Genomic DNA, 22,248 nt, shown 5'->3' on the forward strand with positions numbered 1-22,248 from the left:
AAGGTGTTTAAATCAAATGCAAGAGTGGATCAATCACGATCGTATCGACATTAAAGAGTGGGTGGGAAAACGTAGTTACTATAAAAATCCAGGTGAATATGAACAAATGGATGAAGAGCCGTATGCCATTCAAGTTGGAGATCGGTTAATTGAATCTGGAGAAACGCTAATCATTGAAAAAGAGCTTTTAGTTCCAGAAGTGTTTATAGATGCAGAGATTGATTTTGTTTTTAACGTAGGTCAGCATGGGGTGAAAACAAATCATGAAGGGTTAGTGTATCTCGACGGTGTTCCCTACCATGGTATTGATCGGAATCGACATGAATTTCCCCTTCCTAAAAGAGCAAATGGTCAACCTTCGTATAGGATAAAAATTGAGCTGTTTAATCCGACGGCTCAAGTCATTGATCCATTAAATAGGCAAAACGAGCCAGCAGAATATGCGCCGGCGCCATTGTATTTATTGGAGAGTGCTTTCGTTCGGAAAAACAAAGGGTTAGAGAAATTGTATTACACGATGAAGGTCTATTTGGAAGCCGCTATGTTGCTACCAGAATCCGATTTAAACCGAATAAAGATTGTTAACGAGCTGACGCTAGTAAAGAAATGGCTAATGAATACAGAAGTAGCCACGCTTATGAAAGAGAGTGCATTGGTCAATGAGAAAGAAGCTGCTCTTTCGCACGCTTTAACAGAGATAGATGTAAAGAATCGCGGATCTCTCCATATGGTCGGGCAATCCCATATTGATTTAGCCTGGTTATGGCCAATGAAAGAGGCTGTTCGAAAAACAAGTCGTACGTTTTCGACGATGAGTACGTTGTTAGATCGTTATGACCATTTTCGCTATGCTCAAAGTCAACCTCAAGCCTATGCGTTTGTTAAAGCCCATTATCCTGAGCTTTATAAGCGGGTGAAGCAGCATATCCGTAGTGGACGTTGGGAAGTCGTTGGAGGCATGTGGGTAGAGCCAGACTTGAACATTCCATCTGGTGAATCGCTCGTACGACAACTTTTGTATGGGATGACCTTTTATAAAGAAGAGTTTGGTAAGCAGCCTCGAATTGAGTGGTTGCCGGATACGTTCGGTTATTGTGCGTCTCTACCACAACTGTTGAAAAAAGCAGGCTTGGATTATTTTATGACAACGAAAATGAATTGGAATGACACCAACCCGTTTCCATATGATCTCTTTAATTGGGTGGGAATCGACGGTACAAGCATTCTTTCTTACATCAACCACGGCGTTAATGAGCATACACACCCAAAGGAAATAGCTGAACATTGGGGAAGCTATAAGCAAAAGGCGGTCCAACCAGAGCAAATGCTTCTCTATGGCCATGGTGATGGAGGGGGCGGTGTAACGAAGGAAATGCTCGAATACGTAGAGCGATCTGCTAGCTTACCAGGACTTCCAGCTACATCCTATAGCACGGCACATCAGTTTTTTGATCGCGTTGTAGATGCAAATCCTGTCCTTCCTACTTGGGTTGGAGATCTTTACTTGGAACTTCATCGAGGTACATATACGACACATGCGCAAGTAAAACGGTGGAATCGGAAAGCAGAAGTTTTATACCGTGACGCCGAAATTTGGTCCAGTCTATTAAACTTCCAAACGAGTAAGTGGGAAGTCACGAGTCTTGATGCAGGATGGAAGCTCTTATTGTTTAATCAATTTCACGACATTATTCCTGGTACTTCGATTCCAGAAGTATATGAAAGAGCAGAAGCAGATTATAAAGAGCTTATGTGTATTGGAAAAGATGTCAAGCAACTAGCCCTGCAGTCGCTCGCTCAAGAGATTGAAACAGAACGAATGGGTCAGCCGCTTGTTGTGTTTAATAGTCTCTCGTGGGAGCGATCCGAAGTCGTAAAGCTAGTAGGGAAAGAAGAGCTGTTGAAGCTTGACGTAGTGGATGAGAACGATCAGTCGTTAAAGAGTGACTGCTTTATAGAAGAAGATGGGCAAGTGACTCGGCTAATTTATGTGCCAGCTATTCCGCAAATGGGCTATCGAACAATATGGTTACGACCAGAAAAACAGAAGATGAAAGCAATCCAAGAGCAGCCCTTTATTTGGAAGTGGGAAACCGATTTTTATCAGATCGAATGGAATACAAATGGCGAAATGACGCGATTATATGATAAAAAGGCATGTCGGGAAGTGCTGAAGCAAGGTGAATGCGGCAACCAGTTTCAGCTCTTTCATGACCAGCCCACTTATTGGGATGCGTGGGATATCGACCCTCTGTTTGCTGAGCAAGAGGCATATCGACCTGAGTTATTGTCAGTGGATGTTGTATTAAAAGGAAAGACGATGGATCGAATTCGGTTTAAATGGAACATCTCTAACTCGTTTATTGAGCAAGACCTTGTGTTGTACCATCATTCAGGCAGATTAGATTTCGAAACAAAGGTAAGCTGGCACGAAAACCACAAGTTGTTAAAAGTGGCTTTCCCAGTTCATGTTCAAACGAGTAAAGCCACATTTGAAATTCCGTTCGGTGTCGTTGAGAGAGCGACTCATTCTAATACAAGTTGGGAAAAGGCGCAATTTGAAGTGTGTGGACATCGTTTTGCAGATGTCTCGGAAGGAAATTACGGTGTCAGCTTGTTAAACGACTGCAAATATGGCTACGACGTTAAAGGTAGTCAGCTCCGTTTATCGTTACTAAGAGCACCCAAATGGCCAGATCCCAATGCTGATCAAGGAAATCACTTGTTTACCTATTCACTTCTTCCTCACCAAGGCACGTGGAATTCGGCAAACGTTGTACGGAGCGGCTATGAATTAAACCATTCCGTCACTTCTATACAGGTCGATGCTCATAAAGGAACATTGCCAGCTCGACACAGCTTTATCGAGTTAAATGCGACACATGCAATTTTGGATACCGTGAAGCGATCGGAAAAGGATGAAGGCGTTACGATGCGATTCTATGAATCGAGTGGAGGACAGGAAGCGATGGAAGTGAAACTCTCACAAACCGCCTTTCAACAGGCAACTGAAACAAACTTGTTAGAAACGCCCCTTGCTCCGCTGTCTATGGAAGCAGGCGTTTTGCGTACAACAATCAAGCCTTTTGAAGTGAAGACAATTACATTCAGTAACAAGTAAGGAGTTGGATGGTCGATGAGTTATAAAGACCCGAGCTTGCCAATTGAGATGCGCGTTGAAGCGTTGCTGTCGCAGATGACGTTAAAAGAAAAAGTTGGGCAGCTTAATCAAAAAATGTACGGATGGGATGCGTATGACAAAACAAACGAAGGGATTGAGCTAACAGAAGCATTTAAAGAGCAGGTTCGCTTCGGGGAAGGAATGGGTGCTCTTTATGGTTTGTTTCGCTCTGATCCTTGGTCTGGTGTAACGTATGAGAACGGAATCCCGACAGAACAAAATGCTTCAATAGCAAATACCATTCAACGTTATGTTATGGAACATACAAGGCTAGGTATTCCTATTCTACTATCTGAAGAGTGCCCTCACGGCCATCAAGCATTAGACGGAACAATGATTCCAACCAATATTGGCGTTGGCTCGACGTGGAATCCAGAGCTAATGGAACAGGCATACAGTCATATTGCGACTGAAATCCGTTCGAGAGGAGCACACCTTGGTTTAATTTCTACTTTAGACATTTTACGAGATCCGAGGTGGGGCAGATCAGAGGAATGTTTTAGTGAAGATCCCTTTTTAGCGGCGGAAATGACGAAAGCGGCAGTATATGGCTTACAAGGTAGGGCGGATAGACCAGGTAAAACTCATATTGGTGCGGTATTAAAACATTTTGCTGCTCAAGGTGCTGGAGAAAGAGGGCTTAATGCGGGTCCTGTTCCCATCGGTGAACGAGAACTGCGTGAAATTCACTTGCCCGGTATGAAAGCTGGAGTAGAAGCAGGTGCGCTTGGTTGTATGGCTGCGTACAACGAAATCGACGGTATTCCTTGCCATGCAAATGAGTCATTATTGACAGGGATTCTTCGAGACGAGTGGGGATTTGAAGGGATTGTGATGGCAGATGGCGTGGCAAACGATCGGCTTCAGCAATTAACAGGAAGTGTTGAAAAAGCTGCTGCCTTGGCACTTTCTGCAGGCGTTGATTTAAGTTTATGGGACGTTGCTTTTACGAGATTAAGTGAAGCCGTTACGAACGGTGATGTGAAAGAGGAGCTTATAGACAGAGCCGTTCGTCGTGTGTTACGGCTTAAATTCCTACTCGGCTTGTTTGAAGAACCATTTGTTGATGAGAGCCGTTCAAAAGAAGCAGTTGGCCATTCCTCTTTTAAACAGCTAAACGAGCAAGTGGCCCGTGAAACCATCGTTTTACTTAAGAACGAATGTGCCATACTACCATTGGAGAAAAAAACGAAAAAAATCGCTGTTATTGGACCGAATGCGGATCAAATCGAACATCAGTTAGGAGACTATACCTCGTTTCGGCGAATGGATAAAGGGACGACCATTTTAAAAGGGATTCAACAACGAAGTGCTGGAGAAGTAATTTATTCTAAAGGATGTAGCGTACGTGGGTATTCGAAAGAGGGGTTTGAGGAAGCCATTACCGCAGCTACCGATGCAGATGTTGCGATTGTTGTCATTGGTGGAAGTAGTGCAAGGAATGTGGAGTTATCTTTTGATACGAATGGTGCTGCTATCATTGATGATCATCGAGCAGAAATGGACTGCGGAGAAGGTGTAGATGTAGCCAATTTACAGCTTGGTGGGGTTCAGCAAGAACTATTGAGTGAACTAGCCAAAACAGGTACTCCCTTAATCGCAATTGTCATCCAAGGAAGGCCACATGCGCTCACCGAAATTGAACCCTATTGCAACGCTATACTATGTGGTTGGTATCCTGGTGAAGAGGGAGGAACAGCCATAAGCGAGGTGTTATTTGGAGACGTCAATCCGAGTGGAAAGCTAGCGGTATCCATGCCCCGCTCAAGTGCACATTTACCGATTTATTACAATTATAAGGACCAGGGAAGAGCTCCTACCTACTTGGATATGGAAGCAACGCCGCTTTTTTCTTTTGGATATGGTCTAAGCTATACGACGTTTGTGTTACAACAGATACGTGTACAAAACCCAAGTATTTCTCTAGCACGTTTACGAGAGGGAGAAATGATTTCCATACAAGTTGATGTTGTAAATACTGGTTTAGTAGAAGGCTCTGAGGTGGTTCAATTGTATATAAAAGATGTGGAAGCATCGACAACCCGTAGAATAAAAGAATTAAAAGCCTTCAAAAAAATACTACTGGCACCGCAAGAAAAAAAGACGGTGACATTAACAGTAGGAGAAGAGGCGCTTTCCATCTGGAATAAAGACATGGAGTTTGGTCCTGAGCCTGGAAAGGTGAACGTAATGGTCGGAAGTGATTCTCAGAAAACAGAAGAGGTAACGATTACTATACTTGAACAATAAGTCGTAAATGGATAATAAAGGGATTTATATTCTTTCATTTCGAAAAAATGAAAAAAGAATGTAAATCCCTCTTGCTTGTGGTGAGGTTTTATCGCTATCATAGAATAAATACATAGCAGAACGTGTTAGGTCCTTTTTTGAAAGGGCTTACGAAAAGGATGGTTTAAGAGGAGGTGGATAGGTGCTGACTAAAAGAGGTTCGAAATTACTATACAAATATATCATCTCCTATCTTCTCGTATTCCTTGTTCCATTTACGATTATGAGTATTGTCATTTACTATAATGCTGTAACGAGTTTAAGAGAAGAAATTGAGCAATCGAATATTAATAATCTTGAACAGGTTAGGAATTTAACGGATGAACGTTTGTCCGAGCTCGTTACATTATCAGCAAGGATTTCTTTAGATCCACGGCTTACCCCTTATATGATTAGTCATCCCTATTATGGGGGAGAGGCGACGGATGAGTTAAGAAAGTATCGAGCAAATAGTGCGATAGTCGAGGAATTATTTGTTTACTATAAACAGCAAGATGTTCTCTATTCGACAAATGGCTCGTACTCGATGAATGCGCTTTTACAAAATAGTGAGGAACTTCAGCGAGTAGGGAGAGGAGAGTTGCTCGCTGACCTACATACAGACGTACCGCTTATACGAGTAGCCAGCAACCGTATTCTTTACCATGTACCGATTTCACCGAACTCGGAAAAGCCGCATGGAACCGTCATGTTTTTTATAGAGGAATCAACGATCATTAATATGATTCGCAATCTTCTAGGTGAAATAGAAGGGAATGTGTACATCTTTAACAAAGATCGTGAAACCGTCGCATCTGTAACAAGTGATGAGTTGGTTCAAACAGAGGATATTCAATCGTTATCAAACGGTTTTACAGGTGTAGAAACGGTTCAACTACATGGAAGTGATTATTCAATGGTTTCGGTGGAATCAGATGTGAGTGGTTGGACATTTGTTACAGTAATGGATCAAAATCAATTTTTTATTAAGCTCAATAACGTACAAGTCATTATGATCTCTTTTTTAGTTGTCTTGTTTGTCGTAGGGTTAGTCTTAGCCGTTCTTTTAGGTAGAAATCAATACAAGCCGATTAGTCAGCTCATCGCCATCACACACAAAGGAAAGCATTCCCCACCTTTTGTTAAAGGTGAAAATGAATTAGAGAATCTAGGCAAAACCGTTACATCCTTGTATGAGAATCATGAATTGTTAAATGAAACCATTGATCTACATCAGCCATTTGCACGTGACCAATTTCTAATTCGTCTTTTAAGAGGACATTACCATGACTCTGAAGAGATTGAGTTGATTATGGATTCGCTGAAATTGTCTTTGAAAGGAGATCGTTTTTTCGTTGTTATTGCGCAATTTGAACTCGAATCGTTTTCAAATACAAAGGACAAAGACAAGCTTTTACAACTGGTTTCAAAGAAGACGTTAGAAAACGCTACTGCTTATGCTGTTGACTTTCTTCATTCTGATTCAATTGTTGTCATGATTTCAATGGATGTTTTGGAGGAGAAAGTGAACAGAGGTTTTCTTGATAAAATGGTTCATGACATTCAAAAGGAAATGAAGGACTTTACCGTTTACAAACCAACGATCGGTGTTGGTCAACTGTACGACGATAAGACAAAGATTAATCGCTCTTACATTGAAGCGCTCGCTACAATGGAATATAAATTTTCCGCTCCTCAAGGAAGCGTTCTGTTCTTTGAGGATTTAGAGACAGAAACCCATCATTTGCTAGGTTATTTAAAGGAAGAGCAAATGAAGTATGTACAAAGTATCAAGCAAGGCGATTTTACTGTCGCAGACGAAATGCTCGGCGATATGTTTGAAGCGTTAGGAAGCAAGGGGCTTTCAATTAATGAAATCAAATGTATTTGTTTTGACATTATTAATACGACGCTACGAACCGTATCTGAATTAGGCTTTTATCAATATATGAAGCAAGTTGACCAATTAGTTGAATTCAAGTCCATTACACAATTGCATAAGCAGCTGCAATGTGTTGTTGAAGTTATTTGCAACGAAGTGGAAGAAAAGAAGGATAGTCATAACAATAAATTGAAAAAGGATATCCTTACTTATATTGAGCAAAACTATAAAAATTACGAGATATCATTAGAAGTGGTTGCACAAGAATTTTATCTCTCTGTTTCCTATTTAAGTCGGTTTATCAAAGAACAAACAGGTGAAACGTTCACTCAATTAATACAACGGTTGCGTATTCGTTATGTAAAAGAACGGTTAACTCGTACTGACCAGCCAATTAAAGATGTTGTGAGTGATGTTGGGTATAAGGACGTAGCTAATTTCATTCGTAAATTTAAGAAAATTGAAGGCATGACACCAGGTGAATACCGAAAAATTCATAAAGGATAGTAGACGATCTTTTAGTTGAAAGATCGTCTAGGTGTCACACTAGTAAAAGAACACGGTTTCTCTTAACCGTGTTCTTTTTTATTTTCATCTCTCTATTCAGTTTTCGTTAAAAGAGCGAGAAGGCGGCTAACTTGAGAAAAGTGGCGTCTTAACTCCACGGTGTATAAAAATTTTTATAATTTGTTCTTTTTATAAAGAATGCTTATTTATAGGGGTTTTTTACACTTATTTTACCGGTGAGTGCTTAAAGAAAAAAGGTGTATGTAAAGTACAAATTTTTTTAAATTATTAGACTTGTTATACTTTTCGAAGACAAACATCGAGGTTTTTATACACCATAGAACAAGATTTTAGTAGAAAGGAGGTTTAAGTAAGTCAAAACGTACGAATGAAGTCGAATGGTCATATTACAGGGAGGTTCTAAGTGAGAAATAGGAAGATTGATTATAAGAAGAAAATGCATGCGCGGAACAGAAGGGTTACTAAAAAAACAACTGCTATTATTGCTGCTTCATCTTTACTATTCACAACGACTCAACTAGCATTTCCTGCAACAACTAGCTTAAGTCCATTAACGAATCCATCTGTTGCTTTAGCGGCACCCATTGAACAAGCGTCGTTACTTAATGTTTCGATTTTAGAAAATACATCACTTGTCTCAAATAATGGGGAGAGACAAGAAAAGAACGAATCTGGAAACTATGATCTTGATTTAACGTTTAGTGGAACGGGTCTTGCAAACGTTGGCTTGGCGGATAACAAAGTAGTTGTTTTCACCCTACCTGAAGAACTTCAAGGAAAAGTAGTGGGAAATACAACCGTTACGATTAACGCGCAGCTAACAGCAGTGACACCTGGGGATTTGCCTGGTATATCACCCATTATTAATACGGTAGGTACTGCAGTGGAGGCGTTGACAAGTATACCTGGCATTAACAATATCCTGGACTTGAATCCACTAAACACTGCGTTTGATTCGGTGCGTAGTGTACAAGATTTAGGCGCTTATGAGGTCGAGGTAGCTGGGATTGTCTCTGAAGATGGAACCACGATTACGGTTGATTTCACAGAAGGTCTTGGTGAATATGTTCGTGAAGCCTTTGTCGAATTCTTAACACCACTTAGGGATGCGATTAATGAACTTGAATATAATGGGCTTGTACCTGGTGTAAGAACAGCCATTGAAGCACTTAAAACAGCTGCAAATCCTTTATTTGATTTAATTGACGCTATTGTGGATGGATCTAGTGATCTCTTAACGTCTGCACTAGACGTCAATTTATTGGGAAGCACGCAATTTAGGCTACAAACAGAAATAAGCGATCCAATGGTACCAAACGCTGTTGTGAGTGCAGCAGCAATCAATGAAACGTTCATTGACATTGATTTACTGAATGCCATTCGTACTGAAGGAGCAAGACAAAATTTAATTTTTGATGATGAATCTGATGCTGATGCTGATGCCGACGCTGACGCAGATGCTGATGCTGATGCGGATGCCGATGCAGATGCTGACGCCGATGCTGATGCTGACGCTGATGCGGATGCTGACGCTGATGCTGATGCCGATGCGGATGCTGACGCCGATTCTGACGCCGATGCTGATGCTGATGCTGACGCTGATGCCGACGCTGACGCGGATGCGGATGCTGATGCTGATGCTGACGCTGATGCTGATGCGGATGCCGATGCGGATGCTGACGCCGATGCTGATGCCGATGCTGACGCCGATGCGGATGCGGATGCCGACGCTGATGCTGATGCGGATGCTGATGCCGACGCTGATGCTGATGCTGATGCTGATGCGGATGCTGACGCTGATGCGGATGCCGATGCGGATGCTGACGCTGATGCCGACGCCGATGCTGATGCTGATGCTGACGCTGATGCCGACGCTGACGCCGATGCTGATGCGGATGCGGATGCCGATGCGGACGCCGATGCGGATGCTGACGCTGACGCCGATGCCGATGCCGATGCCGATGCGGACGCCGATGCGGATGCTGATGCCGACGCTGATGCCGATGCGGATGCTGACGCTGATGCGGATGCCGACGCTGACGCAGATGCTGATGCGGATGCCGATGCAGATGCTGACGCCGATGCGGATGCTGACGCTGACGCTGACGCTGACGCCGATGCGGATGCTGATGCTGACGCTGATGCCGACGCTGACGCGGATGCGGATGCTGATGCTGATGCTGACGCTGATGCTGATGCGGATGCCGATGCGGATGCTGACGCCGATGCTGATGCCGATGCTGACGCCGATGCGGATGCGGATGCCGACGCTGATGCTGATGCGGATGCTGATGCCGACGCTGATGCTGATGCTGATGCTGATGCGGATGCTGACGCTGATGCGGATGCCGATGCGGATGCTGACGCTGATGCCGACGCTGATGCCGATGCTGACGCTGATGCCGACGCTGACGCCGATGCGGATGCGGATGCGGATGCCGATGCGGACGCCGATGCGGATGCTGACGCTGACGCCGATGCCGATGCGGACGCCGATGCGGATGCTGACGCTGATGCCGACGCTGATGCCGATGCGGATGCTGACGCTGATGCGGATGCCGACGCTGACGCAGATGCTGATGCGGATGCCGATGCAGATGCTGACGCCGATGCGGATGCTGACGCTGACGCTGACGCTGACGCTGACGCCGATGCTGATGCGGACGCAGATGCTGATGCTGACGCCGATGCGGATGCGGACGCTGACGCCGATGCGGATGCGGATGCGGATGCGGATGCCGATGCTGACGCCGATGCGGATGCGGATGCCGATGCGGATGCTGACGCCGATTCTGACGCCGATGCGGATGCTGATGCGGATGCTGACGCGGATGCTGACGCTGATGCCGATGCTGACGCCGATGCGGATGCTGACTCAGATTCAGATTCTGATGATGATGATCCGGCTGAAGGAGTATTTCCAGACGCCCCGAGATCAACACCAATCTTTGAGGATGATTTGATACTAACTGGTGAAGGGCTCGTTGGATCAACTGTCTACGCACTTGTTAACGGTCAAATTATTGGTTCAAGTGAAGTGTCAGCAATCAGAGCACTTGGAATTATTATTGACAATAACGGTACGTTCTCAATTGAACTGGATGAGCCGTTACCAGCTGGAACAATTATTGAATTTTATCAAATTGATGAAGATGGTCAGCAAAGTGAATCTTCTTATGCAAGGGTTTTACCAATTAGCGACGATGGTGATGCTGACGCTGACGCCGATGCTGACGCCGATGCGGATGCCGATGCGGATGCTGACGCTGATGCGGATGCCGACGCGGATGCTGACGCTGATGCGGATGCTGACGCTGATGCGGATGCCGACGCTGATGCTGACGCCGATGCTGACGCCGATGCGGATGCTGACGCTGATGCGGATGCGGATGCCGATGCGGATGCCGATGCGGATGCTGACGCTGATGCCGACGCTGACGCTGACGCTGATGCGGATGCCGACGCTGATGCTGACGCTGATGCGGATGCCGACGCTGATGCGGATGCTGATGCGGATGCCGATGCTGACAAAGATAGAGACTATGAGCGAATTGATAATCGTTATGGAGGGGACTCTGGCAAAGGCTATGATGGCAGTGGCGATAAGCTGCCGAAAACAGCTACCCATGCTTGGGCTTATGGAGCTGCTGGAGTTGTTGCACTTCTTTCAGGTCTATTTGCAAGAGTGTTCGGTCGAAATAGGAAGAATGGATAAGCGTTACCAATAAGAATGCGTTAGAGGGGAGAATCTTCTCCCCCCTAACCTATTAATTAGGAGGAATGTACATGGAAACATCGCAATCGAAATTAGCAGACTCATTAGAAAAAAAGCTAGATCTTTTTTATGAGACTCTTCAAAAAGAAGGGCATTTAGGTTTTCTGAAAAACACAACACGAGTCATTCTTTTTCTATCGATTGGAAGTCCAAAGCGCAGGGCAGATGTTTTCCAGGCTAGTGAGACGCTTCCATTAAAAGCATGGCGAGTTGTTAAGAGACAAGCGCTTCAGCATTATAAAGAAAGTCACTATGATTGGGTGAAATTGGATATTGTTGAAAATGAAGAAAGCCATAGCGTAAATGAATTCGTGAAGATCATAACAGAAACAAAGAAAAACTATTATCGAAAAGGAATTTCTTTCGACAAACAGTATCGGTTTGCTTTTTTAGAGCAGGAGATAAACGGAAACGCCATAGTGCAAATTGATAAGCATACAGGAAGAGGTTTTATCCAAGAAAAGAATTTAAAAGAGTATGCTAAGAGTCATCGTCCTTTAATGCCTAAGCTTGATCTTAGTAGGATCGATAAGATTCGAACGTTTACTACACGTGGATTCTTTTTTGAGGAAAATCGCCTATTCCCTACGCACAACACAAATTTAGATAATGGACGGAGAAAGACCCCGTTAACAATAGATGAAGTAGAACGTTTGGTACGAGAAAGCGCCACTTTTCTAGCAAACCAAGTAAAAGATACAGGGGCATTTGTATATGGGTATTTTTCTTGTTTTGATAAGGAAATTCAGTTCTATAATGTGCTAAGACATGCGAGTACGTTGTATTCCATGTTAGAGGCTTACGAGCTTTACCCCGATGACGTTTTGGAGAAAGCTATAAAAAGAGGGCTACATTATCTCGTCAATCACTGTACACGTAACTATACCATTCAATCCGTTCGAGTTGCTTATATGATCGACGGCGTCGGAGAAAATAAAGAAATTAAGCTTGGCGCAAATGCGGCTGCTATATTGGCATTAACAAAATTTCAGGAAGTTTTTAAACAAAATCAGTATGTAGAGATAACTCGTTTATTAGGGGAAGGTATAGTACAGATGCAAAAACGTGATGGCAGTTTTAATCATGTTTTGTACCCCGAAGATCTACAGGTGAAAGAAGATTTTAGAATTATTTATTACGACGGGGAAGCGGCATTTGCACTAATGCGTCTTTACGAACAGGATCCACAATCAAGATGGATCGATGCAGTTGAGCTCGCCTTTCGTTATTTTATCGAAAAAAAATATTGGAAGCATCATGATCACTGGTTGAGCTATTGTACCAATGAGCTAACTAAGTATCGACCACGTAAAGAGTATTTCGAGTTTGGCTTACATAACGTTTTGAAAAAGCTAAACTTCATTAAGAAAAGAGAAACAACGTATCCTACGTTTCTTGAACTTACGTTAGCCGGGTGGAATATGGTATCACGATTAAGGGCGCATGGATTGGAAGGATTGCTTACCCAAAAAGAGATTCAGCGATTAGAAGAAACATTTCACATCCGAGCAGAATATCAAAGAAATGGCTTCTTCTATCCAGAGGTAGCCATGTACTTCAAGAAGCCGAGCAGGATTTTAGGTAGCTTCTATATTCGTCATCACTCATTTCGTTCACGGATTGATGATACCGAGCATTATTTGTCAGGGTATGTAGCCTATTACAAGCTCTTGAAAAATCGCTCTGGCTATAAAGAAAGGGGGGTTTCGTAATTAAAGCGTGGAGAATCATAGGCAATAGCTTAATGGTAGTTGGCATCTGTTTGCTGGTTTGGTTTGGGTATGATCACTATCAGACGAAGTCTATGCAAAATCAATCATTGGCAGAAGCTCAAGAGCGACTATTTGTTGATTTGGGAAATGATCATTTATTAGATCCATCGAACTTGACGATGACAAATAAAGATGAACCACAGCAGCGATCATTTCTCTCGCCAAGTAGCGAGCAAGCAAGGGAGTCCTTCCAATCGATAGACATCAATCAAGGTGAGTCTTTCGCTATTTTAGAGATTGAGTCTTTAAATCGACAGCTTCCTATTGTAGAAGGGACGAATCCAGAAGAGTTGCAGCGTGGGGTTGGTCATTATCGTGATTCTGTTTTACCAGGTGGCAATGAACAAATACTTTTATCTGGGCACAGAGATACGGTCTTTCGCGATTTCGGTCAATTAGAGATAGGTGATCTATTTATTATGCATATGGAATATGGTTCATTCCGGTATAAAATCGAGGAAACTGATATCGTAGATGCCGATGATCGAACGGTCATTCGGGAGATGGGTGAAGAAGTATTGGTAGTTACAACATGCTACCCCTTTGACTTCATCAACCACGCCCCGGAACGATTCGTTATCTATGCTTATCCTATTGATTAATGTTGAAAGGTCTTTGTCCTATAGTCGCTGAATAACGCTTCTACTAGCTCATCTTGATTTGTTAACAAATCAGAAAGCGTGTATTGATCAAGCACATTCAGGTAGGCATCGAGCGCTTCTTGAAGCGCTCGTTTTAATTTACAGGCGGGTTCTAAAGCGCAAAAACCGTCTTTTTTCATGCACGTAACAAGCTCCAAGTTTTCATATTTTCGAATGATGTTTCCGATTTGTATATACTCCGGAGCTTGCGCTAGTTTATACCCACCGTTTCTTCCGTTTACCGAATCAATATAGCCTGACTTGTTTAATTCCCACGCAATTTTTTTAAGATGATTAATAGAGACGTCATAGACGCTAGAAATCTCATTTAATGTAATAATTTCATTCTCTTTTATCCCTAGGTACATGAGCGTACGTAAAGATGTATCGGTGAAAATGGTCAATTGCATGGCTCTCCCTCTTTTCTTTGTTTGTGTTTTTTCTCTCTTTTTAAAATTCTGTTTCTATTAACAATGTAGCATCTTAACACATTGCAAAAAACTTGTATGTGGCATACACATTTAGAGCTGGTGAAACAGAAGAGAGTGAAAAAGGTTAGAGTGACAAGGGTTTGGTAGAGTTTACTGATCAATGTGAGGACAGGTTGGGAAATATTTAGTCTATTAATGAGGGGAAGCGATGAATGGTTGTAAAGAATCTAAAAAACAGCCCCCTTTTAAGGAGCTGCTGCTTCATTACATATAGTGAATTTGGTTTTTATAGTTTGTCATCATCTGTTCGTTATAGCTATCTCCACCATCGATGTTTGCGCTGCGGAAAATGGGGATCTCTTTTCCCTTCGCTTCAAGCTTCTCAATAAATTTGAGTACGATGGAATGAATAACAAAGCTTCCAGAAATCGTCGAAGTTGGAGCCACTTTCTGTGAGAGAGACTGAATGGAGACTGCTGCATCTCCAGGTTCTCCATAATTATCAATCACAAGATCACTCACTTCAAATAACCGTTTCCCAGAAGAGTGACGAGAAGTAACGCCCATTGAATAGGTGAGGTTCGTCAACGAAATAACGTTCATTCCCCGTGCTTTCGCTTCTATAGCTAGATCAATTGCCACAGGGTTTCGACCGGATACAGAATGAATAAAGACAACATCGCCTTGTTGAACAGGCTTTGAATCAAGAATAATTTGCCCAAACCCTTCAAGTCGTTCCAATTTAGAAGTAAGTGTAATGGGTTCGACATTTAGCATTAATGCAGGACTGAAGAGCGGGTTAAAGAGTGCAAGCCCTCCTGCGCGGTAAAACGCATCTTCAGCCACAATGCCTGCGTGGGAAGCGCCAAAGATATAGAGAGAGCGACCATTTTCGACTGCCTCCTCCATAAGTGTTGCTGCTTGTTCAAGAGTGGATTCTTGTTCTTGTGAAATCCGTGTAAGGATTTGCTCAATCGATTGGTAAAACTGTTTCATATAAGACATTTCGTTATCCTCCTGGAAAAAGACGTGCAATCAGATCACCTAAGAAACTCCAGAGTGAAAAGTCGTTTCCACCGAAAATGACAATCCAATCTGCGGCTGTTCCACTCAAAATAGGGACAGACAGACCGACAAGCAAGATCATAACAACACCAGCTACAGCAGAACCAGCAATGGCACCTCTTAATCCACCTTGTCCGTTGGCAATAATGGCGGCAGTTCCAATTTCAAAGAAACACGTAATCGTTAAAGGAACGATAACAAAAGAGAAGACCCCCATACTACCTGTAATAAAAATGGTTGCAACCGATGTAACCATCGAAACAACAAATCCAATTAAGACAGCATTAGGTGCATAAGGGAATAAAATAGGTGCGTCTAGTGCTGGTACAGCATTTGGTATCCATTTTTGTGAAATCCCTTGAAAGGCTGGAATGATTTCAGCAAGCATCATTCTTACACCAAGCAATAGAACGGTTAACCCAGCCCCGAAAAGAATCCCTTGCATGACGCTATAAATGATCAAGTTTTGTTCTACACCAAAAGCTGTTGAAGCCGTATCAAAACCAATAATCATGCTAACCACAATGTAAACAAAGAACATCACAATGGAAGAGGTGATGCTGATTTCACGAAGAAATTCCGTTGAACTCGGAAATTTAATATCTTCAGACGATTTTCCTTTTGTCCCAAAAAGTTTCCCAACCATCCCTGCAATTAAAGAAAGTATGGTTGTTGGATGCCCAATAATAAAATCATCTGACTGGGTTACTTTTCGAACGAAAGGTCGTAACAATGCTGGAGCAATAATAATATAAAGAGCTGTTAAAATAGAAGCAAAAAGAACGAGTTGCGTATTTGATAAATCGTTTTCAATACCGACTGCAACAAAGATAAAAGGGAACCAAAACAGCATATGCCCTGTTAAGAAAACGTGCTTAATAGGTGTAAAGCGTGCAACGACTAAATTAATAAGAAAGGCAATTAACATGGCAAGACCAATTTGTGTACCATATTGACTCAGAATGGTATCGGCACCTAGAGCAGGTGCAACCTCCGGATTATCAATGTTGTACATGACGTTAAAGCCTTCTGTTAATGGTGCAATGGAGTTCATTAAAATATTCGTACCTTGAGTAAGAATAACAACGCCAATGACTGTTTTCGCAGTACCTGAAACAACTGAAGAAAAATCTTTTCGAAGCAGCAGCAGACCTGTGAGAGCGATGAGACCTAAGAAGATAGCTGGTTCACGAATAACTTCAATAAGAAAATCCATTACTGTTTGCATAAAGAACCCCCCTTTTTATAGATAGAAGGAACTTAGGCATTATGCCTGAAGTTCCGCCTCAACTTTTTCTTTGATTTCTGCTTTGTTAACAAAGCTATTGATAATAATAACTGGCTTATTGACTGTTTTCTGCAGTTTTTCGCCTAATTCTTTACTTGTGAAAATATAATCTGCTGGAGTGCTTTGGGCAGAGCCAACATCACCTGTAAATACATCCGCTTGAATGCCGAGGTCTTTTAATACCCCATCTAAGTTCATTTTCAAAACCATAGAAGATCCGAGCCCGAAACCACATACTGTCATAATTTTTACTTTAGCCATTCTTGTATCTCTCCTTTACATTAAGTTAAAAATGTCTTCTTTTGTTTGAGCATGGCGCAGTTGTTCGACTTTTTCTTCGTTAATGAGTACGCTTGAAAGCTGTTCAATAAGCTTCAAATGTGCTTCTGTTCCAGTTGCAGAAAACGAGAACACAAGATCAACAGGGTCGTTTTGTTCGCTTCCAAATGATACAGCCTCGTCAAGTATTGCCAGTGATATCGCATCTTCATGTACAGCTTTACTTGGCCTAGCATGTGCCATTGCAATACCAGGACCGATTACAATGTAGGGGCCATTTTCTTTTACAGAATGAATCATTTGAGCAATATACTCTTGCGTAATGGCGCCTGTTTCTAAAAGCAAAGACCCAGACGCTCGAATGGCTTCTTCCCAGTTGCTTGCTTTTACGTTAACGGCAACATGTTCTTTTCGTATCCATGTAGTCATCATGTCGCGTCCTTTCTTCCAATCCATTTTTGTAACAGCTGTGTGCGAGATGTTTCATTTTCTAGATAGTGAAAGAGCTGTATAAAATCTTGGTTATGCGCTTCCTTCATAGCTAGGACGATAATCATCGTGACTTGTTCAGGATTAAGGTCTCCAAATTCAATCTCGTTTTCTAGTATTGTTAAACTAATGCCTTCTTTTTTTACATACTCGGGGCTTGCATGAACAAAAGCCACTTTCGGAAGGAAAACCATATAGGTTCCATTTCGTTCTACAGACATAATCATTTCTTGAATATAGCTTTGTTCAATATAGCCTGCTGCGAGAAGTGGTTCGGACGCATGTGCTATTGCATCTCGCCAATCTCTTGTCTTAATCGTGTGTATTTTTTCATCAAACAAAGAGGGTTCCACTAATGATGCGTTCCCGTAGACTTCATTGAAAGAAGCTAATTGTTTTCGATTCACAATTTTATGGGCCTCGTGTTGAATCAATCGCTTATCTTGATCACTGAGTAATGGACTGACATGAAAACGTTTCGTCTGATGCCAGTGTGGAATTGAAATTTCCTGAGTCGTCAAGATAAAATCAGGACTCGTTTCTTGGAGTACCTGCTCAAGATCTTGAGTACGGACAACATGAATAATGTGAAATCCAGGTTCAATTTGCTCTAGCTTTGTTGTTAAGATGGACGATGCTGCAAGTCCAGATGAACAGACGACCATAACGGTTGGTAAAAAGTCACGGCTTTTGCTACGCTCGTAAGCGGCGCTAATGTGCATCGTAATATAGGCGACTTCGCTTGCTAATAGATGAATCCCCATATTGTACGTTAATTGAAAAACCATTTCATAAATGGCGCGATACCGAACTTTAATTTCTTCGGTATAGGGATTTTCAATTTCCACACCTTGTGACATTCGCATAAATGCAGCTTTGATGTGGTGTGTTAAATCATTCGTTAGTTTTTCATCTGCAAGAAAGTTTGTATGCAGAACGGTCGATAGTTGAGACAATAAATGCTCGCAGAACTGACTCTCTCGGCTGTTTTTTTTGAAATGCGACGTTCCTTTTTGATACGAGACGACTTTAGCTTGGTCAAATAAATCGTCAAGGAAGGCGGATTCGTGTAAAACGGAACGCTCGTCTTCTACATGATCTTTAATAAACGAGCCAATCACACCTAAATGAAAATGGCGCTTATGCCGGTGTTCTTTTGGTACAAATACATAGCTTTTGGCGGCGATTTGTCTTTTCCACCAAAATAAGAAAAGCGAGAAGACATCGATGGAGGATTCACTATAATGTACACCTCGCTCTGTTTGCACAAGCGAAAGCCACGTTTTCATGAGCTCCATCTCACGTTCATTTACATCTAACCAGTCCTCAATTCGATCCAAATCGGCTCGTTTATCACCGAGCATCTGGTAACATGCAAATCGCAAGCTTCGTTCAGTACCAATGACTTGTAATCCTTTCCATGCTTGTTTGACAAGTTGCAAATCAAAGTTGTCAAGCCATTCTTCCACATCAACCAAGTATTTGTGGACACTTGAGCGACTTAAAAAGAATTGATCGGCAAGCTCTTGAATTGTAAACGTTCCTTTAATTGTGACGAACAGACTCATCATTAGTCTTTGAGTATGCTTGTCTGTACTTTCTTGCTTTCCTTCAATAAGCTCGAACAGGTAAGGGCGTTTGTCGTCCCCAACCCTTAATCGAACGCCTTTTCCAGGCATTCTTGTCGTTGTCACCTGAATGGGTTCTAAGCTGGTATCGATCGCATCTAAGTCATAGCGAATGGTTCGACTACTAATATTTAACCATTTGGCTAAGAATTCAATAGTGACAAAGTGATCGCTTTCAAGTAATTTAAGCAAAATCGTTTTTTGTCTAGAGGTCAACATAGGCATCACCCTTGTCTCTATAGTAGCGTTTAATGAGATTCTTCCAAAGACTGAAAAATAGCACATATGTGGCAACTGGCTGACAGAGTAGGTAAAAGACTCTTTTAAAAGCATTATAGCGGTTTTTGATGTAAATAAAAGGGAATAGGAAGATAGAGGAATAAAGAGGAAGGGAATGGTGTCAGTTGGATTTTTTAGAAGAGGAAAAGCTCCGCAAAAAAGTATTGGTGAAAACGTTTGTACTCTTACCTTTTGCGGTAGTAACGGGTATTATCTTAGCAAATGTTGCTATGGACAATGGTTTCCCTAGCATTCGCCACCTTACGATTACGCTTCTAGCTAGTTATATCGTAACGATAGTGATGTGGTTGTTGCAATCAGAAGATAAACAGATTGAAAAGGAGAGGAAGATACAGAAACATTTAGCGAAAAAATCTAAAATGAGACGAGTACTTGAAGGGATTGGCGCTATCCTAGTAACCTACTTCATCATTAAGCTTGTTTATCTTGTATTATAAAAACCGCTCTACTGAAAGAGCGGTCTATTCATTATGAAAATAAATCAAACTCCATTGTGTCTCGAACGGTCATTCGAGCATAATAGGTTCCTGATACATCAACTCCGACGCTAAAACCAGCCGCTTCAAAGCCAGCACGCGCACTAGCATCAATTTGAGTAACGATGGTTGTTTGTCCTGTTACAGTAAACTCTCTTACTGGGAAATCACCGTGGAGAATATCTGTATTTGAATCCTCTAATGTATGTGGTCCGCTTCCGGTTGTCCACCATGCATCTCGAATGTCGACAACTTCTTCATAAATACCTTCTGCATTTTTTGTGACGACAAACCGTACATTTAAAACAACTTCAAGCCCGTTGTATTCCCTTGTCGAGAACATCTCCATAAATTCTTCAGTCGGTGGTACCGTTATCGGTGGAGGTAAAAGCGGATGATCATCTGCTGCTTGGACGGTATTTCGTATAGTAATTTGTTCCAAAAGATCATTGGTTGTGAGATCCCTAATAAAGAGTGTTTCGTTTTCTTTTTCAACACTTACGTGATCCGCCTCATAAGGTAACTCAATGAACAGCCCGTTTAATTCTTCATAGTACACATTCTCTGGTGGAGTAGCGTGAATTTTTGCGGCGTCTGTCGATGCGTATGCATAAGAACTTCCTCCAGCCACAAGTAAGATAAATAGAAGTGAGGTCGTAAGACTGTAAAACCAGGTTTTCATAATGAAAACTCCCTTCAGAATTTTGTTGTACATGAAGAGAGTTACCCGGCAACCAACGTAAATAAGCGTAAATGATATTGGGAAATATAACGGTCATTAAGCCGTTATAATGGGATTTGTAGCATGGAATAAAGGAGCACTTGTAACATGCGGATACAGGAAACGCCTGTTACAAATGCTCTTAATTGTCGATGATCATTGTCGATTTTTTGGGAAATCTAGTAGACCATACCCATTTTTAGGGCGAAAAAAAGAATGGGAATTAGTAAAGCTGGTACTAAATTCAACGTTTTAAAGGAAGAAATGCCGAGAATGTTTAGTCCTGTGCTAAGTATTAGCAGCCCACCAATAATTGAAATCTCTGTAAGTAATTCAGGTGTGAAGAATAGGGATGCAAAACTAGCTAAAAAGTAAATACTTCCTTGCCAAAGAAGCAAAACAAAAGCAGAAAAAGCAATGCTAAATCCGAACGTCGCTGCAAGTACAATGGAGGTAAAGCCGTCGAGTATCGCATTAGAATATAGATACGTATATTGACCATTTAAAGCAGCTTCTATTGGGCCAACAATGGATAGTGTACCGACACAGAAAAGGAGAATAGCAGTCGTTACCCCTTCATTTGCTTGTCCTCTAAGTATAAAAGATAAGGCGCTTCGAAACCGTTCTTCAAAGCGAATCCACTCCCCGATAATGCCACCAAGTGCCATACTAATAATAAACAAGACAGGGTATGTGCTGTTTGGTAAATTCGTCGTAAGGGCACCGATGCCAAGGCCAATTACGGCGAGCCCCATCCCTTGAAGAAGAATCGTGTGAAATCGATCAGATAACCCCTTCTTTAACGTAGTTCCAATGAAACTACCAATAAGAATCGTTGCTACATTTACAAACGTACCAATCATAGAAAAGCCTTCTTTCTTTGTTTCGAAATCGTTTTTTTTACTAGTATACTAATACAACTCAATGTAAAGTCAATGTGAACTTTATGAACAAAATAAATAAAATGAATAAAATTCGGATCTATTATCTAAATTCTCTTGCAATTACCGGTGTATATACATAAGATAAAGAAAAGGTGTTTGCAGGAGGACCTATGAAATCAATGGATCATAACATGTATGGGTTAATTATTGATTTTGAAGAGAAGCTTGGTCGGAAGGTTAACGAGAAAGAGCGGGTATTCCTTCAATGGGTGACTGCGAAGGCAAGAGAGCAGAATGAACTGAATTTTATACAGCAATGCGATAATTAATGACAGAATAAGGAATATCTAGCCGTTTAACAACTGGAGAAGTTTTTCTTGACGTCATAGGGTTATCTCCTTTATAGTAACACTAACTTTACTGATAGGAGGAATGTTAAGAATGTTACCAGCAAGATTACGCCAGCAAACTTTGAACAAACAGTAATTCTATATGTTCAAAGGCTCTGTTTTCATAAACAGGGTAAACGGGAGTAGTCTGCACATTTTTAACAACCTTCACCGGTTATATAAAACGGGGAGAAAGGCAGATTAGGCTGTCTTTCTTTTTTTTGCGAAAAAGGGAGACCTGTCTTTGTTCT

17 protein-coding genes and 1 pseudogene are annotated in these 22,248 nt (G+C 41.9%); 10 read left to right on the top strand and 8 right to left on the bottom strand.

Annotated features, from left to right (window positions below):
• The first annotated feature begins 16 nt into the window (after positions 1-16).
• From PQ477_RS11355 to PQ477_RS11390, 8 genes and pseudogenes are all read left to right on the top strand, one after another.
• Positions 17-3,121 carry an alpha-mannosidase gene (locus PQ477_RS11355; RefSeq protein WP_349775482.1) on the top strand — a complete coding sequence of 1,035 codons (3,105 nt, stop codon included), beginning with the start codon at positions 17-19 and terminating at the stop codon, positions 3,119-3,121.
• Positions 3,122-3,136: 15 nt separating this feature from the next.
• Entirely contained in the window at positions 3,137-5,431 is a 2,295-nt protein-coding gene (locus PQ477_RS11360) for a glycoside hydrolase family 3 N-terminal domain-containing protein (protein WP_274271858.1), read from the top strand.
• A gap of 181 nt (positions 5,432-5,612) precedes the next feature.
• On the top strand, positions 5,613-7,838 hold the full coding sequence (locus PQ477_RS11365; RefSeq protein WP_274271859.1) for a helix-turn-helix domain-containing protein: 2,226 nt from the start codon (positions 5,613-5,615) through the stop codon (positions 7,836-7,838).
• Positions 7,839-8,295: 457 nt separating this feature from the next.
• A pseudogene (locus tag PQ477_RS20865) lies at positions 8,296-9,183 on the top strand (adhesive domain-containing protein); the annotation flags it as partial.
• Positions 9,184-9,286: 103 nt separating this feature from the next.
• Positions 9,287-10,822: a hypothetical protein gene (locus PQ477_RS11375; protein ID WP_274271861.1), complete on the top strand. Its 1,536-nt coding sequence runs from the start codon at positions 9,287-9,289 to the stop codon at positions 10,820-10,822.
• Entirely contained in the window at positions 10,819-11,574 is a 756-nt protein-coding gene (locus PQ477_RS11380; RefSeq protein ID WP_274271862.1) for an Ig-like domain-containing protein, read from the top strand. Before PQ477_RS11375 ends, PQ477_RS11380 begins: the two co-directional genes overlap by 4 nt.
• Positions 11,575-11,645: 71 nt before the next feature.
• Positions 11,646-13,346, top strand: a complete 1,701-nt coding sequence (locus PQ477_RS11385; protein WP_144558072.1) for a glycoside hydrolase family protein — start codon at positions 11,646-11,648, stop codon at positions 13,344-13,346.
• A gap of 50 nt (positions 13,347-13,396) precedes the next feature.
• Positions 13,397-14,008, top strand: coding sequence for a class D sortase (locus tag PQ477_RS11390; protein WP_246117118.1), 612 nt, complete (start codon positions 13,397-13,399; stop codon positions 14,006-14,008).
• Here the strand turns inward: PQ477_RS11390 and PQ477_RS11395 are convergent.
• From PQ477_RS11395 to PQ477_RS11420, 6 genes are all read right to left on the bottom strand, one after another.
• Entirely contained in the window at positions 14,005-14,457 is a 453-nt protein-coding gene (locus tag PQ477_RS11395; protein ID WP_144558074.1) for an Rrf2 family transcriptional regulator, read from the bottom strand. The two genes, PQ477_RS11390 and PQ477_RS11395, sit on opposite strands and share 4 nt — an antisense overlap.
• 285 nt (positions 14,458-14,742) lie before the next feature.
• A complete protein-coding gene (locus PQ477_RS11400; RefSeq protein WP_060704992.1) occupies positions 14,743-15,483 on the bottom strand; it encodes an SIS domain-containing protein in 741 nt (246 codons plus the stop codon).
• 4 nt (positions 15,484-15,487) lie between these two features.
• Entirely contained in the window at positions 15,488-16,771 is a 1,284-nt protein-coding gene (gene ulaA, locus PQ477_RS11405; protein WP_274271868.1) for a PTS ascorbate transporter subunit IIC, read from the bottom strand.
• A 39-nt stretch (positions 16,772-16,810) separates the two neighbouring features.
• Positions 16,811-17,092, bottom strand: a complete 282-nt coding sequence (locus PQ477_RS11410) for a PTS sugar transporter subunit IIB (RefSeq protein WP_035397400.1) — start codon at positions 17,090-17,092, stop codon at positions 16,811-16,813.
• A 15-nt stretch (positions 17,093-17,107) separates the two neighbouring features.
• On the bottom strand, positions 17,108-17,539 hold the full coding sequence (locus PQ477_RS11415; protein WP_187204573.1) for a PTS sugar transporter subunit IIA: 432 nt from the start codon (positions 17,537-17,539) through the stop codon (positions 17,108-17,110).
• Positions 17,539-19,446 carry a BglG family transcription antiterminator gene (locus PQ477_RS11420; protein WP_274271869.1) on the bottom strand — a complete coding sequence of 636 codons (1,908 nt, stop codon included), beginning with the start codon at positions 19,444-19,446 and terminating at the stop codon, positions 17,539-17,541. Before PQ477_RS11420 ends, PQ477_RS11415 begins: the two co-directional genes overlap by 1 nt.
• 185 nt (positions 19,447-19,631) lie before the next feature.
• Here PQ477_RS11420 and PQ477_RS11425 point away from each other — a divergent pair, with 185 nt between their 5' ends.
• Positions 19,632-19,964 (top strand): hypothetical protein, encoded by a 333-nt coding sequence (locus PQ477_RS11425; protein ID WP_144558079.1) that lies wholly within the window; start codon positions 19,632-19,634, stop codon positions 19,962-19,964.
• Between the two features lie 31 nt (positions 19,965-19,995).
• Here PQ477_RS11425 and PQ477_RS11430 read toward each other — a convergent pair whose 3' ends face one another.
• Complete coding sequence (locus PQ477_RS11430; protein WP_035397393.1) at positions 19,996-20,685, bottom strand: hypothetical protein; 690 nt, start codon at positions 20,683-20,685, stop codon at positions 19,996-19,998.
• 218 nt (positions 20,686-20,903) lie between these two features.
• The gene (locus tag PQ477_RS11435; RefSeq protein WP_144558081.1) at positions 20,904-21,587 is read right to left on the bottom strand and encodes a DUF554 domain-containing protein; all 684 of its coding nucleotides are present in this window, start codon (positions 21,585-21,587) and stop codon (positions 20,904-20,906) included.
• Positions 21,588-21,778: 191 nt separating this feature from the next.
• Here PQ477_RS11435 and PQ477_RS11440 point away from each other — a divergent pair, with 191 nt between their 5' ends.
• Positions 21,779-21,937 (top strand): hypothetical protein, encoded by a 159-nt coding sequence (locus PQ477_RS11440; protein ID WP_274271872.1) that lies wholly within the window; start codon positions 21,779-21,781, stop codon positions 21,935-21,937.
• The last annotated feature ends 311 nt before the right edge of the window (positions 21,938-22,248 follow it).

This window comes from Shouchella hunanensis, from assembly GCF_028735875.1.
Classification (GTDB): Bacteria; Bacillota; Bacilli; order Bacillales; family Bacillaceae_D; genus Shouchella; species Shouchella hunanensis.

What these genes read in the sequence shown, in the direction of transcription:
- PQ477_RS11355 (WP_349775482.1), top strand. Translation starts at nt 17, where the DNA reads ATGCAAGAGTGGATCAATCACGATCGTATCGACATTAAAGAGTGGGTG.
- PQ477_RS11360 (WP_274271858.1), top strand. Translation starts at nt 3,137, where the DNA reads ATGAGTTATAAAGACCCGAGCTTGCCAATTGAGATGCGCGTTGAAGCG.
- PQ477_RS11375 (WP_274271861.1), top strand. Translation starts at nt 9,287, where the DNA reads ATGCTGATGCTGATGCCGACGCTGACGCAGATGCTGATGCTGATGCGG.
- PQ477_RS11385 (WP_144558072.1), top strand. Translation starts at nt 11,646, where the DNA reads ATGGAAACATCGCAATCGAAATTAGCAGACTCATTAGAAAAAAAGCTA.
- PQ477_RS11395 (WP_144558074.1), bottom strand. Translation starts at nt 14,457, where the DNA reads ATGCAATTGACCATTTTCACCGATACATCTTTACGTACGCTCATGTAC.
- PQ477_RS11400 (WP_060704992.1), bottom strand. Translation starts at nt 15,483, where the DNA reads ATGTCTTATATGAAACAGTTTTACCAATCGATTGAGCAAATCCTTACA.
- ulaA (WP_274271868.1), bottom strand. Translation starts at nt 16,771, where the DNA reads ATGCAAACAGTAATGGATTTTCTTATTGAAGTTATTCGTGAACCAGCT.
- PQ477_RS11410 (WP_035397400.1), bottom strand. Translation starts at nt 17,092, where the DNA reads ATGGCTAAAGTAAAAATTATGACAGTATGTGGTTTCGGGCTCGGATCT.
- PQ477_RS11415 (WP_187204573.1), bottom strand. Translation starts at nt 17,539, where the DNA reads ATGACTACATGGATACGAAAAGAACATGTTGCCGTTAACGTAAAAGCA.
- PQ477_RS11420 (WP_274271869.1), bottom strand. Translation starts at nt 19,446, where the DNA reads ATGTTGACCTCTAGACAAAAAACGATTTTGCTTAAATTACTTGAAAGC.
- PQ477_RS11430 (WP_035397393.1), bottom strand. Translation starts at nt 20,685, where the DNA reads ATGAAAACCTGGTTTTACAGTCTTACGACCTCACTTCTATTTATCTTA.
- PQ477_RS11435 (WP_144558081.1), bottom strand. Translation starts at nt 21,587, where the DNA reads ATGATTGGTACGTTTGTAAATGTAGCAACGATTCTTATTGGTAGTTTC.
- PQ477_RS11440 (WP_274271872.1), top strand. Translation starts at nt 21,779, where the DNA reads ATGAAATCAATGGATCATAACATGTATGGGTTAATTATTGATTTTGAA.